We start from the raw sequence: 14869 nt of genomic DNA on the forward strand, positions 1-14869 counted from the left end.
TGGTGTGTGGGACAAAATGTGAAGAAGAAGCGCGGCGCGGTGTTGCCCGCGCTGGTGGCGGTGATCGCACTGATAGTGGTGCTGGCTGTGAGTCTGTCGATGTACGAGGCGGGCAAGGCTCGAACGGCGGCGGTGCACCCCTTCGGTGACGTCGACAAGTCCGATCGAGTCGATCTCGGAGTGTGGATCGGCAAGATCGATCCAGCCGCACAAGCGGTGTCGGTGGAGGTGACGGCGCGGCCGCACGGCGTCTATGCCGATCGACTCGGTTTCTTCGCCAGCGACGCCATCCTCTATACCTCCGGGCTGAAGTCTGAACCGATCACCATCAAGGCGGGCGAACCGATCTCGGCCGCGGAGGTGAAGATCGCCATGTCGGGGACGTTCACCGATTACCCGTTCGACAAGTACGAGGCCGTACTTGCTTTCGACATGATCAGTGGGGACAAGCACGTTCCCGTCGCGGCCGCCGTGTCCAGCGGTGACACTTTCTTCGCGGTCTCGGAGACCCCTGAGGTGGTCGACAGCCAGATCGACGGCGTCGACCTCGCTCTGCATGCCACGCGGTCCACACCCTCGCTGGTCTTCGCGCTGTTCATCATGGTGTTGATGCTCGCGATCGCAATCGCGGCCGCGGTCGCGACCTACTACCTGGTCGATGGCCGCCGCGGCCTGATATTCCCGGCCTGCTCGATGATGGGTGCGCTGCTGTTCGCGCTCATCCCGCTGCGCAACGCCGTGCCGAGCGCCCCGCCGATCGGCTCGATCATCGACTTCGCTTCCTTCTTCATCGCCGAGGGCATCATCTCGGCGGCGCTGGTCGGTTCGATCCTGATCGGTTATCGGATCGAGGTCGTCAAGGAGCGCGAGGAGACCGCGCAGGAGGTGAGCGCGGTGCCGCCGTCGGAGCCGAGTCCCGTGGATGATCTGTTGGACCGGCAGTCCGTTTCAGCCGGGATCGGTTCGGGGCAGCCTTAGTCGACGCCGCGCTGCGTAACCTGGCCATATGAGCGATATCAGCGAGATTGTCGCCCGGTTGGCGGCATTGTCGGATGACGAGCTGCTGGCCGTGCTACGCGCCGCGACGGCCGAACGTCCGACGCTAACCGGGGTGCACGCGGCTCTCGGTACGGCGGCGGCGACCGATGATGCCATTGTCGATGTCGATGTGACTCCCGACACCGAACCATCGCTCTCGCATGAGTCTCCGGCGAACCTCGGCGCATCCGGGCAGGTCGGAGGGCTTTCTGCGGTACCCGCGGTACCGGTACCGCCGACCGGTATCCCGCCGTCGGCGGCGGTGGGTGGATATTCGCCCGAGGGAGTCCCTACTTTCGAGTCAGTTCGCGATAAGGTCGAGCAGCGCTTCGGTACCGCGCAGGGGATGGGCGAGCTCGACCGGCAGACCCCGGCGGGCCGCAGCGCCGACGAACAGTGGGAAGCGCGCGAGAAAGCCGCGCGCGAGCGTCTGGATCGGATACGGAAGTCGTTGCACAGCAACGACATCGAAACAACAGAGCCGTAGTCTGCCGGGCGTAGGAGACAACGGATATGTGAGGGTGCAACTCGATGAGCCAGCCGCGAGAGATCGCCGACCGACTACTGGATGCCCAGGTGGAATTTCTACTGGCCGAGGTGACCGGCGACCGCTTCGCGGAAGTGATCGCCCGCGATGTGGAGGCGGTCATCGGTGTTGCCGACACCCTCGTCTTCCGGGACGTGGTCGAGCTCGACCAGGCCAAACAGACGGTGGCCACGATCATCGACCTGATCGGTGGTAGCCCCGTCATCGCCGATATGGTCGGGGTGTTCTCCGATTCGATCTACGACCACATCGCGACCAATAACGACTACACCCTCGGCCAGGTGGTCGATCGGGAGCCGGTCGAGGCGCTGCTGGAGAAGATCTTCGGGATGCATCAGGCGCAGGAGCGCATCCTGGACCGTCTCACCGAGAGTCCGCTGGTCGCCACCGTCGCCTCGAAGTTCGTCGACAAGCTGATCAACGACTTCATGCAGGCCAATCGGGAGCGCGCCGAGAAGATCCCCGGTGTTTCCTCGCTGATGTCGCTGGGGCAGTCCGCGGCCAACCGCGCCAAGAAGGCCGCGGATGGCACCTTCGTCGGTGATCTGGCGGGCAAGGGCGCCATGTTCGCCCTCAAGCGGACCAATAACGCCATCCGCGAAATGCTCCGTGATGCGCCGGTGCATTCGGCCGCGATGGAATTCTGGGATCTGCACGCCGACGAGCCGGTCAGCGGCCTGCGCGACTACCTCACTCAGAAGGACCTCAACGAGCTGGTGCTGATCTGCTATGAGATAGCGATCACCACACGGGAAAAGGAGTACTTCGGCCTGCTCGTCGACGAATGCGTCGAGGTGTTCTTCACCAAGTACGGCGACTACACCCTCGCGGCGATGCTGCCCGAGCTCGGCCTGTCCGGCGACGACATCGCCACCGAGATCCTGCGCTACGGTCCCGCGGTGATCGAGGGCGCCAAGCGCAACGGCGTGCTCGGCAAGCTGATCCGCGAGCGCCTCGAACCCTTCTACACCTCCGATGTGGTGCTCGGCATTCTCGCCGACGCCACGAACTGACTCGGCATTTCTCGAACCGCGCCGGTGTGTCCGGCGCGGTTTGTGCTGTCGCCGATCGACCGCCGCGGTCTCGGATTCGAAGGTGGTGGACCATCGGTTTCTGCTCGCGCGAAGTCACAGTGCTCTGGGTCGGCGTGTGAGCGGACCGACACCTCGGAAACGGTTGATTACCAGCATGTATACAAATATGCCCGATGTCCGATTTGTCGAGTTTTCGCGTTGACACCGCGATGCGCCCTGGGGAAGCTTGCCCCTGACTTTCCGTGTGCTCGCCGTGGAGCTGGCACGGCCGGCAGCGGAGGAGCAGGGTGGTGCGTGTACGTCGACGACCGGAATTATCCGGCGGCACACCGGAACTCACCCGAACCGAGGCGAGAGATGAACGGCAGGTGCCGAGCAATCGAATAGTGCGGCCACGCACCATTCGGGGGCAATTGGCCCGAATCCTCGCTCTCTCATTGACTTTGGTGCTCGCACTGCTCGGCATCACCATCGCCCGCGAAATCGATGCCTTCCGGCGTAGTGGCGACACGGTGCGTGCGGTGTCGCTGGCGCTCGCGGTGCAGGACGTGGTGCAGGAAGCGCAGCGTGAACGTGGGTTGAGCAACGGCCTGCTCGGCGGCGACACCCGGCTGCAGCAGCCCGTCGCCGAGCAACGCGCCCGCACCGACCGGTCATTGGGGCTGCTCGATGACGCGTTGGCGGGAGGTCCGCCCGGTGTGGCCCAGGTGCATTCGGCGGTCGGACAGTTCGGCGCGCTCGCCGCGACCCGCACGCAGGTCGACACCCGGCGAACCACCCGGCAAGCCGCCTTCCAGTTCTACACCGATGGCATCGCCGCACTGAATCGCCTTGCGCTCGGTCTCGATCAGGCCGATGACCCGCAGGTCCGCCATGGCTTGCAAGCGCTGTACGCGCTGGGCGACGCCAAGGAGCACACAGCCAAGGAACGCGGATTCCTCAATGGCGTTTTCGCCGCCGATGAATTCGGTCCCGGCGAGTACGTGCAGTTCCTCGACATCCGCGCCGCCAAGGCCGCCGGTCTTGCTGCCTTTGCGCGTGATGCCACCGCGGCCGAGCAGGCGTTCCTCGAGGCCGCGATGCGCAGCGAAAACGCCACCAGAGCAATGGAATCGGAAAATATCGCGATCGCGTCCAGCATGGGTCCGCTGGTGCGATCGCTCGATCCGATCACCTGGTGGGCGCAGATGTCCGGCGTCATCGATGAGCAGCGCGCAGTGCAGCAGGCGGTCGGTGACAATGTCCGGCAGCGCGCCGCCGTGCTGCGCAAGAACGCCGCGCTGACCCTCGGCGGATTTTTGCTCGCCGCACTGCTCGCCATTCTCGCGGAGGTGATGCTGGTGATCACCAGCATCAGAGCCATCGTGCGCCCACTGGGCACGCTGGCGGCCGAGGCCGACGAGGTCGCGACCCGACGGCTGCCCGATGTCATTGCGGCTTGGCAGGTTTCCGGTGATACATCGCCCGATCCGCCGCCGCCGGTGCGCACACCGCGCGGCGCTACCATCGAGATCGCGGCCGTGGCAGGCGCGCTGGATCGGGTGCAGAGCACTGCCTTCGAACTCGCCTCCGAGCAGGCGCTCGTCCGCCGCAACACCACCGAGTCGATGGCCAACCTGGCTCGCCGCAACCAGAATCTGGTGCGCCGCCAGCTCGGTCTGATCAGCGAATTCGAAAGAGAAGAACTCGATCCCAAGGCGCTGTCGAACCTGTTCGAGCTCGACCATCTCGCAACCCGCATGCGTCGCAACGCCGAAAGCCTGCTCGTCCTCGTCGGGGAGGTGAGCCCGCGGCGCTGGGCCGAGCCGATCCCGCTCACCGACGTGATCCGGGCCGGACTGTCGGAGGTGGACGACTACCGCCGCGTCGTGCTGCGCCGGGTGGACGACATCGCCATTACCGGCGCGGTGGTCAGCGAGCTCGCGCACATGCTCGCCGAACTGATCGAGAACGGACTCGCCTTCTCCCCACCGGATCTCGAGGTGGAGATCTACGGGCGAAAGCTGCCCGGCGGCTATCTGCTCGCGGTGGTGGACCACGGCGTCGGCATGCCGGTGCCGCAGTTGGCCGCGGCCAATGCCAGGCTGCGCGGCGAGCAGGACTTCGTTGTCGCGCCGACGCGCTACCTCGGGCATTACGTGGTCGGGCGGTTGGCGCAGCGGCTCGGCATCGATGTCGAACTCATAGTGTCGCCGGTCAGCGGGATCGTTGCCCGGTTGCTGCTGCCCGCGAATATTCTTGCCGGCGACAGGGATCGGCATCCTGCGCCGCCAGCGGGACGGACGGTCGCGGAACCGGCGGCATCCGAGCAGGTCACCGTGGCGACGAGTGCGCAGGTAAACATGATCAGCCGATCGGGATCCGCGCGCGACACCGACCGGAGGACGCTCACCGGCTCAGTGGGAAGCCGCACCCCGGGAATGACGGGCCCCGCTCAACCCAGGGCGGGATCAGGATCGCCGACACCCGCGCCTGCGCCGTTCACGCACCTGCTGTCCGCATCCGATGCCTCCGTGGTGCACGAGTCGATGCCAGGTCTGCCTGCCGCGAACGGCTCCGCGGCCGGGATCGCCGGATCGTCAGGAGATGCCGCTACGAATGGGCATGCGCAGGACGGTCTCGAGGCGGGTGCGCCCGCGGACCTGCTGCCTGCGTCGGAACAGTCGATGCGGGTGATCCCCGAAACCGGCGACACGTCCGTCGAATCCGGCGAACCGCCTGTCGAGGTAGCGGGCGTGCGGCGCACGCGCAACGGACTGGTCAAGCGCAACAAGCGAACTCGTGCGTCCGAAACGACTGGCGGCGCACCGCGCAGCGGATCGGGGCAGCCGAGCGCGCCGATGACGGAGCGTTCGCCCGACGAGGTTCGCGGCATGCTGTCGTCGTTCCGGGCCGGCCATCAGCGGGGCGGGCCGGACTCCGCGCACTCCGCATCACCACACGCCCACGTTGCCGGATCTCCCGATACCGACACGCGCGCCACGGATCTGGTGCAGACCTCAGGTTTCGCCACAACCACCGCAGAGGAGATTCGGTGACCACCCACATGCAGACCGCCGACCCACACACCTTCAACTGGATGCTGGCCAACTTCGTCCGCGACACCGACGGTGTTCGCGACACCGTCGCGGTGTCCTCGGACGGACTGCTCATCGCGATGTCCGACGGCTTGGACCGGACCGGTGCCGATCGGCTTGCCGCGATGGTTTCGGGCCTGTCCAGCCTGGCGCGCAGTGCGTCGCGCAGCTATTCCTTCGACGGCCTCGAGCTGATCATGATCGAGATGAAGCGCGGGTTCCTGCTGGTCTCCGCCCTCGGTGACGGCAGCTGCCTCGGCGTGATCGCGGACGGCGGTTGCGATATAGGTCTCGTCGGCTACGAGATGGCGGTACTGGCAGAGCGTGCGGGCGCGCTACTGGACCCGGTCCTGATCTCGGAATTGCGTGAGACGTTGCGCAGATGAGAGATCCATACCGGCCGCGGCTGCCGGATCCGAGGATGATCCCGGTGAATCGGTTCGTCGGCTGGTTCGCACCGGACCAGCCGCGGGATCGTACCGACGAAGCAGTCGCCCAGGATCAGAACGCCGACCGCTTCGTCCGCCCTTTCGTCGTCACCGCAGGGCGCACCACACCGTTGCTGGACGGGTTGCGCATCGAGACCCTGGTGCAAGCTCCGCCCGCCGCCCTTTCCGCGCCACTGCAATTCGAGCAGCGCACCGTGGTGCGGCTGTGTCAGCGACCCCACTCCATCGCCGAGATCGGCACCGCACTGCACGTGCCGGTCGGTGTCGCGAAAGTCATTGTCAGCGATCTCGCGGCGGCCGGCCATGTCGCGGTGCGCGACGCCCCGGAACTGTCCACCGCAGCCATCGAGAGGATCAGGGACCTTGTACGGGCACTCCGAAGTTCGGACACCAGCCACCGCCGGGCGGATGCCCTCGTCGGTGAAGATCGTGATCAGCGGCGGATTCGGTGTCGGCAAAACAACCTTCATCGGCGCTATCTCCGAGATCGAGCCGCTGGTAACAGAGGCCGCGATGACCGAGGTCGCGGTCGGCGTCGACGATCCAGGCAGGAGTGCGGACAAAACACAGACCACCGTCGCTCTCGACTTCGGTCGGATCACCCTGGACAGCTCGCTGATCCTCTATCTGTTCGGTACCCCGGGCCAGGATCGCTTCGTGTTCCTGTGGGACGACCTGGTCGACGGAGCACTCGGCGCGGTGATCGTGGTGGACACCGGCCGAGTCGAAGACTGTTACCCGGTTCTCGACTACTTCGAGGAGCACCGCACCCCGTTCGTCGTCGTGGTCAACCGATTCGAGCACGGCGACCAGTTCGACCTCGACGAGGTCCGCGAGGCGCTCGATCTCGACGACTGGATCCCGGTCCTGGAATGTGATGCCCGCCAACGTGAATCGGTCAAAGCAGTCCTGGTGGCACTCCTCGAACAGGTCCTCCTGCACCACGTGTCGGCCCCTCGACTCCAGGCTCGCCACGTCGGCTAGCTGTGCTGGCCACAGACGTCGGTGACCGCACTGTCCGACGGGGCCTGCGATGCCCACACCATCGAATTGGTCGAGGAGTTCGCGGCGACCGCGGTCGCCGTGCAGGGGATGGTGGCGGTGCTGTCCTGGCACTGGCCGAAGCGCTGCCGGACATCAGCAGCGACACCGATTACTTTTCGATCGAGAGTTCGTCATCAGTACTGTCCCCATGAGTTCGACAGAAAGGCGAAACCCATGAGCAACGGCAAAGATCTCGCACTCACCCACGTCGCGGTGCTGGTCGCGGACCAGGAGAAGGCGCTGGAGTTCTACCGTGATGTCATCGGCCTCGAGGTGCGCCAGGACCTGCCGTTCGGCGGCGTCCGCTGGCTGACCGTCGGGCCCGCGTCGCAGCCGAGCATCGAATTCCTGTTGGAGGTCCCCGACATGGTGCCGGACGAGGCGGCCGCCGCGGCTGCCCGTGCCCGACTGGCCAGCGGCGCGCAAGGCACGCTGATCTTCACCACCGAGGCCGTCGACGACACCTTCGCCCGCCTGCGTGACGCCGGCGTCGAGGTCACCCAGGAGCCGATCACCCAGCCCTACGGTGTGCGGGACTGCGGTTTCCGTGATCCGTGGGGCAACCATCTCCGGTTCTCCCAGCTTCCGGGCTGAGCCACCGGTACGACGCGCGGGTCGGTTCTCGTCGCTGCCGTCAGTACTCGGCGGTGCTGGGAACCGAACGCGGACGCAGCTCAGCCGATAGCGCGAGTCAGCACCGCGATGGGCAGCGTGCGCGAGGTGAGTGCCTGATAGGTCGGGAAGTCCGGGTAGCCCTCGACCAGCGTCCGCCGGCGCGCGGCGTACTCGTCCGGGTCATGGCTCTCGGATCTGCGTTTCCCTCGCCAACCGAACTCGCGGGTACGCTCCTGCGGTGCCCGCGTCCGGTGGGTCGGAGCCCGGGAAGAGTGCGGCCGACATCACCGCGATGCGCTGATGTCGGCGCAGTAGTGTCAGGTTCATGAGCGAAGCGAGGATCGAGACGGAGCAGGACGCGACCCGGCCGCTGCGGGACGACATCCGGTTTCTCGGTGGCGTCCTCGGCGACACCATTCGTGATCATGAGGGGCCCGAGGTATTCGATCTCATCGAGCGGGTGCGCATCGAGGCCTTCCGGGTGCGCCGCGAGGAGGTCGAACGCAGCGCGGTCGCCGAGATGCTCGACGGCGTCGACATCGCTGTCGCGCTCCCGCTGATCCGCGCGTTCAGCTATTTCGTGCTGCTGGCCAATCTGGCCGAGGACACCCAGCGCGACCGTCGCCGCGCCGTGCACGAGGCGGCGGGGGAGCCGCCGCAGGATTCGTCGCTGGCAGCCACCTATCGCAAACTCGACGCGGCCGCGCTGGACGGCGCCGAAGTCGCCGGATTGCTCGCCGATGCGCTGGTGTCACCGGTGATCACCGCGCATCCGACCGAAACCCGTCGCCGCACGGTTTTCGACGTGCAGACCAGCATCACCGAACTGATGCGGTTGCGGCAGCGCTACACCGAGACCGAACGCGAGCGCACCGCAATCGAGCTGAAGATCCGCCGCCAGGTGCTCACGCTGTGGCGGACCGCGCTGATCCGATTGCAGCGCTTGCGGATTCAGGACGAGATCGCGGTCGGGCTGCGTTACTACGAGCTCACGCTGTTCGATGTCATCCCGGCGATCAACGCCGAGGTGCGGGCGGCGCTGCGGTCGCGCTGGCCCGGTGTCGAGCTCTTGCCGCGGCCGATCCTGCGGCCCGGTTCGTGGATCGGTGGTGACCGCGACGGAAACCCTTATGTGACAGCGGAAGTGGTCGGCACTGCGGCGCACCAGGCCGCGTCCGTCGCATTCGGTCGGTACCTGCGCGAACTGGTGGAGTTGGAGAAGTCGCTGTCGCAGTCCGCGCGTCTGGTCCCGGTGACACCGGAGGTGGCCGCGCTCGCCGCGACCGGCTATCCCGACCCGACAACGCACGTGGATGAACCGTATCGCCGTGCCCTGCACGGTATTCGGTTGCGTGTGGCCGCGACGGCAAGACACGCGCTCGGTGTGGTGCCGGACGAATCGGTCGAGGGGCCGGGGGACCTGTCGCAGGGCGGAGCCCGGTCGAGCGCGGTGCGGGTCGTCGGCGCTGTGGGACCGTCATCGAGTGTGGCGAGCGGCGCGGCAGCCGTTGCCGCGCAGCCGTATCCGACGCCGCAAGCGGTACTGGACGACTTGGATGCGATCGACGCATCGCTGCGTGCCAGCGGTGACGGCCTGCTCGCCGACGATCGGCTCGCGGCATTGCAGCACGCGATCGAAACCTTCGGTTTCCATCTGCAGGGTCTGGACATGCGCCAGAACTCGGAGGTGCACGAACAGGTCGTCGCGGAGCTGCTGGCCTGGGCCGGTGTGCATCCGGACTATCCGAGCCTGTCCGAAGCCGAGCGGGTCGATCTGCTGGCCGCCGAGCTGCGCACCCGCCGCCCCCTGCTCGGCCCGCACGCTCGGCTCAGTGAGCTCGCGACCAAGGAGATCGGCATCGTTCGTGCCGCACGGCATGTGGTGCAGACCCTCGGCGCGGAGGCGGTGCCGAACTACATCATCAGTATGTGCACCTCGGTCAGCGACATGCTGGAGGCCGCGTTGCTGCTGAAGGAGGGTGGGCTGCTCGATCCCGGCGAGCCGGACGGGCCGCCGAGCTGCTCGGTGGGCATCGTGCCGCTGTTCGAAACCATCGAGGACCTCGGTGCGGGTGCCGCGACCCTGGCCGCCGCGCTGGACGTTCCGGTCTATCGAGAGCTGGTGTCCGCCAAGGGAATGCGGCAGGAGGTGATGCTCGGCTATTCCGATTCCAACAAGGACGGTGGGTACCTGGCCGCCAACTGGGCGCTGTACCGCGCGGAGCTCGACCTTGTCGAAGTGGCGCGCAAGTCCGGAATTCGCCTGCGGCTCTTCCACGGTCGCGGCGGGACTGTCGGTCGTGGCGGCGGGCGCAGTTACGACGCCATTCTGGCCCAGCCCGCGGGCGCGGTGCAGGGTTCGTTGCGGCTGACCGAGCAGGGTGAAGTCATCGCCGCCAAATACGCGGAACCCGGTGCCGCGCACCGCAATCTGGAATCGCTCATAGCGGGCACGCTGGAATCGACGCTGCTCGACGTCGAGGGCCTCGGCACCGACGCCGAGCCCTCCTACGAGCTCATGGACGACTTGGCCGCCCGCGCCCGCGCCGCATACTCGCGTCTGGTGCACGAAACACCGGGCTTCGTGGAGTATTTCCGCCAGTCGACGCCGGTGGCCGAGGTTGCCGACCTGAATATCGGCAGCAGGCCCGCCTCGCGCAAACCGACGAATTCGGTCTCCGATCTGCGCGCCATCCCCTGGGTGATGTCATGGAGCCAAGCGCGTGTGATGCTGCCCGGCTGGTACGGCACCGGATCGGCGTTGGAGGAGTGGATCGGCGGCGACCCCGACCGCCTGGCCACGCTTGCCGACCTCTACCGGCGCTGGCCGTTCTTCCGCACCGTGCTGTCGAACCTGGCCCAGGTGCTGGCCAAGAGCGACCTCGACATCGCCGCCCGCTACGCCGAACTGGTCGACGACGCCGCCCTGCGCGAGCAGATCTTCGGCATGATCCGCGACGAGCACACCCGAACCATCCGCATGCACGCTGCCATCACCGGCAACAACCACTTGCTCGCCGACAACCCGAGCCTGGCGGAGTCCATCCACAACCGCTTCCCATACCTGGAACCCCTGAACCAAATGCAGGTAGAGCTGCTGCGCCGCCTCCGCGCCGGCGACGACTCGGAGCTGGTAAAACGCGGCATCCTACTAACCATGAACGGCCTGGCCACCGCCCTACGCAACTCCGGCTAGCCGGTCGACATCCCAACACCAGATTCAGTTCGCGGCGTGACGTCAGGTATCCAGTGTGAAGACTGGCTCTGGCGTCGTACGGATTTTCGAGATCACACGAGGTGTTGTTGCGGTTCGACATCGAAAGAGGCGCTGGTCGTGCCTATTCGGTGACGATGGCAAGGGCGTCGATCTCGACGAGCATCTCGGCACGCGGCAGCCCCGTAAAGACAGTGGTGCGGCTGGGCAGCACATCGCCGGTGGTGTTGGCGGTGACGAATTCGCCGTAGGCGTCGTTCATGGCGGTGAAGTCGTCGCGGGTGGTGAGGTAGACGCGCAGCATCACCACGTCGTCGAAGGTGGCGCCGCCGGCATCGATGATCGCTTTCACGTTTTGTAGCGTCCGAATGGTCTGTGCCGCAACATCACCGGGGAACAAATATTCGTTGGTCACCGGGTCCACCGGTCCCTGGCCCGAGACCTGGACGAACGGTCCCTTGCGGACACCCTGGGAGAAGGTGTGCGCGGGGGCGGGCGCTTCGGTGGTACGAATGGCGATCTTGTCGCTCATGGTCTGCCTCTCCTGTGGTGGTCTCAGATGGGGGTGGCGACCCGGCCGGCGGACCAGCCGAGCTCGGTGGAAATGGCTGCTGCCGCTGCCTGTAGCCGCGGCAGTTCGGCAAGCACCTGATCGTGGTCGAGCAGCATGTCGGGCACCGACATCGATACCGCGGCGACCACCGCGCCGGTGCCATTGCGCACTGGAACTCCGATGCAGTTGACGAAGCTCTCGTGCTCCTCGTGGTCTTCCGCATACTCTTGCGCGGCAACGAGTTCCAGCTCCGCGAGGTACTGCTCGGAAGTGCGGATGGTGCGCTCGGTGAATGTGCGGTAGTCGAGGCGCTCCGCGATGGCCCGCCATTCGGCCGGCGGCTGTGCGGCGACGAGCACCTTGCCGACGGCTGTGCAGTGCAGTGGAGCGGGCCGCCCGATCCGGGAGTACATGCGCACGCTCTGAATCGCATCGAACTTGTCGATGTATATCGCCTCGCCCGATTCATAGGTGGCGAGGTGAATTGTCTGACCCGTAGCCGAATTCAGTGCGCTCAAGTGTGGACGTGCGATGGTACGGACGTCACGTTGTTCCAACGCCCGATTGGCCAACTCGAACAGCTTCGAGCCCAAGACGTACTGATGCTGGCTGTCATGAGTGACGAAGCGCTGCGACTCCATGGTCTGCAGCAGGCGCAACACCGTCGACTTGTGCACGCCGAGCTCGGTCGCCAACTGCTCGAGCGACCGCGAATCCTCTCCGAGTGACAGCAGAATGGTCAACGCACGCAACAGACTCTGGCTCATGACTTTGCCCTAACGCTCATAACGCCACATTGTGGGCCACGACCGCGTCGGCGTAATGCACTCCGGCCCAGGCGGTCTCGTCGAGAATCGCCAGCGACTGCAGTACCTCGGGCGACGGCAGTTCCGCGACATCGCCGGTGCCGGTCAATGCCGCGGCGGCGCACAGATGCCCGAACCGCAGCCGCTGGGCGAGTGGACGCCCATGCAGCAGTGCCGCCAGGTACCCACCCGCGAACGCGTCGCCCGCGCCGATCCGCTCGGTGATGTCGAGTCCGAGCGCGGGCACCTCCACCCGCTCGTGGCCGGAGAATCCGGTCACCGAGTGCTCGTTGTTCTTGACAACCAGATGCTCGGGCTCTGGGAACAGGGCACGCAATCGGTCCGCGTCCTCGACATCGAACACCTCGCCCGCCTCGTCGGCGCCGAGGAAGGCCACGTCGCTGCCGCGCACGTGCCCGGCGAGCACATCCGCCGCCCGCTCGAGCCGTCCGGCCCATAGCGCCGGTCGGAAATTCAGATCGAAGCTGACCAGTCTGCCGCGGCGCGGCATCGCGATCAGCGCCTCGGTGAGCTCGGTAGCCGACTCCGACAGTGCGGTGGTGATCCCGGTGAAGTGCACGATCTCGCAGCTGTCGAGCACGCGGGTCGCGGCGGTGGCTGCGAGATCGGCCGTGGACAGCGCGCTGGCCGCGGACCCGGTGCGGTAGTACAGCATCCGGCTGGCTCGCTCGGCGAGATCTGTCGCCTTGCCCGAACCACTGCCGCGTTCCTTGACGTAGACCGCGGTCGGGCGGGTCGGGTCGGTGACGACCGCGGACACGTCCACGCCGCGATCCGCGAGATGCCCTACCAGATACCGGCCGAACCCGTCATCGCCCACTCGGGAGATCCACGCGGCGTCGATGCCCAGCTGGGTCAGCACAGTGGCCACATTCGACTCGGCACCGCCCGCGGTGCGCTCGAAGATGTCCGAGTCCTCGAGCGGGCCGGGTCGCGCCACCAGGACGGCAAGCCCTTCTCCGATGGTCACCGCCCGCGAGCGGGTCGATGTACGCCACATCACATCGATCTCCTTTCTGCCCTTGCGGCCACCGGTCATCCCGTGCAGAATAACCACACCAAACAGTATATGCAACGTGCGTTGCAAAATGTGCAATGCGCGAATGGTATGAAATGAGCGCGAACTCGGGGCATGGAACTGCGGACCCCGTCCGAGGGAAGGAATGCCGTGACGATCGACGAGAAAGCCGTTGCCGCACTGGAAGATCGAGTGCTCGGTCCGGAGCACAAGAGTCTGCCGCCCGCGGCGTGGGGCCGGACGGTCCGGGAGTTTCTCGACTCGGGTCCACATCTCGACGAGTTCGAGACGCCGGTGCTGACGGTGGATCGGGCGGCGGTCGCCGCCAATGTAGCGGTGATGGCCGACTGGGCGCAGGCCGCGGGCGTGCGCCTGGCTCCGCACGGCAAGACCACCATGGCTCCGCAACTGTGGGCGCAGCAGCTGGTGGCGGGCAGCTGGGGCATCACGCTGGCCACCGTGTGGCAGGTCCAGCTCGCGCGCTTCTTCGGCGTCGGTCGCATCGTGCTCGCCAACGCCCTCGTCGATCCGGTCGGCTTACATTGGCTCGCCGCGGAATTGGCGCAAGACCCGTCCTTCGAGTTCGTCTGCTGGGCCGATAGCGTCGAGACGGTCACGCTGATGGACGAGCACCTGCGCTCGGCACCGGGGCAGGCCGAGATCCGGGTGATCGTCGAACTCGGTGGTCCGCATGGCCGTACCGGTGCGCGGACAGTGGCGGAAGCCAAGGCCATCGCCGTTGCGGTGGACCGCTCGGCCCGGCTCGCCCTGGCGGGCGTCGGCGGCTACGAGGGCGCGCTTGCTCACGACCGCACCCCGGACGCTGTTGCGGCCGTCCGCCGCTATCTCGACGAACTCGCAAAACTGCACCGCGAACTCGCCGCCGACGGCCTTTACCGCGACGGCGCGATCATCACCGCGGGTGGCAGCGCCTTTCCCGACCTGGTTGTCGAGTGCCTGGCCGGATTAGCCGATGAGCAAGGCGCACAGGGTATTCCGACCACCATTGTGCTGCGCTCCGGGGCCTACATCATCCATGACGACGGCTTCTACGCAGGCATTTCACCGCTGGCCGTACCGCGAAGCGAGCGGCCGCTGCGTTCGGCGATGCACGGCTGGGCGCGCACCGTGTCGCGGCCGGAGCCGGAGCTCGCGCTACTGGACGCGGGGAAGCGCGATCTTCCCTTCGATGAGGGGCTTCCTGTCCCGCAATACGTTGCGGGACAGGAGGACTCACTGAATCCGGCCGCGACGGTGTCGGCGCTCAACGATCAACACGCCTTCCTGCGGTTGCCCGGCAGCACCGCAGCAGAGGTGCCCGTCGGCAGTGTGGTGCGCCTCGGCCTCTCGCATCCGTGCACCGCCTTCGACAAATGGCGGCTCATTCCGGTGATCGACGATGCCGACTCCGAACGTCCGCGGGTCGTCGACCTCCTGCACACATTCTTCTGAT

At 66.5% G+C, this 14869-nt stretch carries 12 protein-coding genes and 1 pseudogene; 10 read left to right on the forward strand and 3 right to left on the reverse strand.

The genetic code is table 11. The features are described 5' to 3' along the window. Positions 1-6: 6 nt before the first annotated feature. The 9 genes and pseudogenes from OHA42_RS16755 (at position 7) to ppc (ending at position 11000) form a co-directional block, all read left to right on the forward strand. The gene (locus tag OHA42_RS16755; RefSeq protein WP_406238162.1) at positions 7-978 is read left to right on the forward strand and encodes a DUF4436 family protein; all 972 of its coding nucleotides are present in this window, start codon (positions 7-9) and stop codon (positions 976-978) included. Between the two features lie 28 nt (positions 979-1006). After that, positions 1007-1525, forward strand: coding sequence for a hypothetical protein (locus OHA42_RS16760; protein ID WP_406238164.1), 519 nt, complete (start codon positions 1007-1009; stop codon positions 1523-1525). A 44-nt stretch (positions 1526-1569) separates the two neighbouring features. Next, positions 1570-2598: a hypothetical protein gene (locus OHA42_RS16765; protein ID WP_328411756.1), complete on the forward strand. Its 1029-nt coding sequence runs from the start codon at positions 1570-1572 to the stop codon at positions 2596-2598. A 311-nt stretch (positions 2599-2909) separates the two neighbouring features. Next, positions 2910-5657, forward strand: a complete 2748-nt coding sequence (locus OHA42_RS16770) for a nitrate- and nitrite sensing domain-containing protein (RefSeq protein ID WP_406238167.1) — start codon at positions 2910-2912, stop codon at positions 5655-5657. Positions 5658-5665: 8 nt separating this feature from the next. Beyond that, positions 5666-6082, forward strand: coding sequence for a roadblock/LC7 domain-containing protein (locus OHA42_RS16775; protein WP_406239413.1), 417 nt, complete (start codon positions 5666-5668; stop codon positions 6080-6082). A 35-nt stretch (positions 6083-6117) separates the two neighbouring features. After that, positions 6118-6432: pseudogene (locus tag OHA42_RS16780) on the forward strand (DUF742 domain-containing protein); the annotation flags it as partial. 142 nt (positions 6433-6574) lie between these two features. Then, entirely contained in the window at positions 6575-7129 is a 555-nt protein-coding gene (locus tag OHA42_RS16785; protein WP_406239414.1) for a GTP-binding protein, read from the forward strand. Positions 7130-7363: 234 nt separating this feature from the next. After that, positions 7364-7783 (forward strand): VOC family protein, encoded by a 420-nt coding sequence (locus tag OHA42_RS16790; RefSeq protein WP_328411762.1) that lies wholly within the window; start codon positions 7364-7366, stop codon positions 7781-7783. Positions 7784-8129: 346 nt separating this feature from the next. After that, positions 8130-11000 (forward strand): phosphoenolpyruvate carboxylase, encoded by a 2871-nt coding sequence (ppc, locus tag OHA42_RS16795; protein WP_406238169.1) that lies wholly within the window; start codon positions 8130-8132, stop codon positions 10998-11000. A 142-nt stretch (positions 11001-11142) separates the two neighbouring features. On the opposite strand, the gene OHA42_RS16800 is transcribed toward ppc, so the two are convergent. The 3 genes from OHA42_RS16800 to OHA42_RS16810 are packed head-to-tail and all read right to left on the reverse strand — an operon-like array spanning position 11143 to position 13455. Next, complete coding sequence (locus tag OHA42_RS16800; RefSeq protein WP_406238171.1) at positions 11143-11550, reverse strand: RidA family protein; 408 nt, start codon at positions 11548-11550, stop codon at positions 11143-11145. A 23-nt stretch (positions 11551-11573) separates the two neighbouring features. Beyond that, a complete protein-coding gene (locus tag OHA42_RS16805; protein ID WP_406238173.1) occupies positions 11574-12338 on the reverse strand; it encodes an IclR family transcriptional regulator in 765 nt (254 codons plus the stop codon). A 16-nt stretch (positions 12339-12354) separates the two neighbouring features. Then, complete coding sequence (locus OHA42_RS16810; RefSeq protein ID WP_406238175.1) at positions 12355-13455, reverse strand: sugar kinase; 1101 nt, start codon at positions 13453-13455, stop codon at positions 12355-12357. A gap of 75 nt (positions 13456-13530) precedes the next feature. Between OHA42_RS16810 and OHA42_RS16815 the strand changes: the two genes are divergently transcribed. After that, positions 13531-14868, forward strand: a complete 1338-nt coding sequence (locus OHA42_RS16815; protein ID WP_406238177.1) for an amino acid deaminase — start codon at positions 13531-13533, stop codon at positions 14866-14868. The last annotated feature ends 1 nt before the right edge of the window (position 14869 follow it).

Source organism: Nocardia sp. NBC_01009, from assembly GCF_045208035.1.
In the GTDB taxonomy this organism is placed as follows: Bacteria; Actinomycetota; Actinomycetes; order Mycobacteriales; family Mycobacteriaceae; genus Nocardia.

Coding starts and splice junctions, on each gene's coding strand:
- OHA42_RS16765 (WP_328411756.1), top strand. CDS start 1,570: ATGAGCCAGCCGCGAGAGATCGCCGACCGACTACTGGATGCCCAGGTG.
- OHA42_RS16800 (WP_406238171.1), bottom strand. CDS start 11,550: ATGAGCGACAAGATCGCCATTCGTACCACCGAAGCGCCCGCCCCCGCG.
- OHA42_RS16775 (WP_406239413.1), top strand. CDS start 5,666: ATGCAGACCGCCGACCCACACACCTTCAACTGGATGCTGGCCAACTTC.
- OHA42_RS16815 (WP_406238177.1), top strand. CDS start 13,531: ATGGAACTGCGGACCCCGTCCGAGGGAAGGAATGCCGTGACGATCGAC.
- ppc (WP_406238169.1), top strand. CDS start 8,130: ATGAGCGAAGCGAGGATCGAGACGGAGCAGGACGCGACCCGGCCGCTG.
- OHA42_RS16790 (WP_328411762.1), top strand. CDS start 7,364: ATGAGCAACGGCAAAGATCTCGCACTCACCCACGTCGCGGTGCTGGTC.
- OHA42_RS16760 (WP_406238164.1), top strand. CDS start 1,007: ATGAGCGATATCAGCGAGATTGTCGCCCGGTTGGCGGCATTGTCGGAT.
- OHA42_RS16805 (WP_406238173.1), bottom strand. CDS start 12,338: ATGAGCCAGAGTCTGTTGCGTGCGTTGACCATTCTGCTGTCACTCGGA.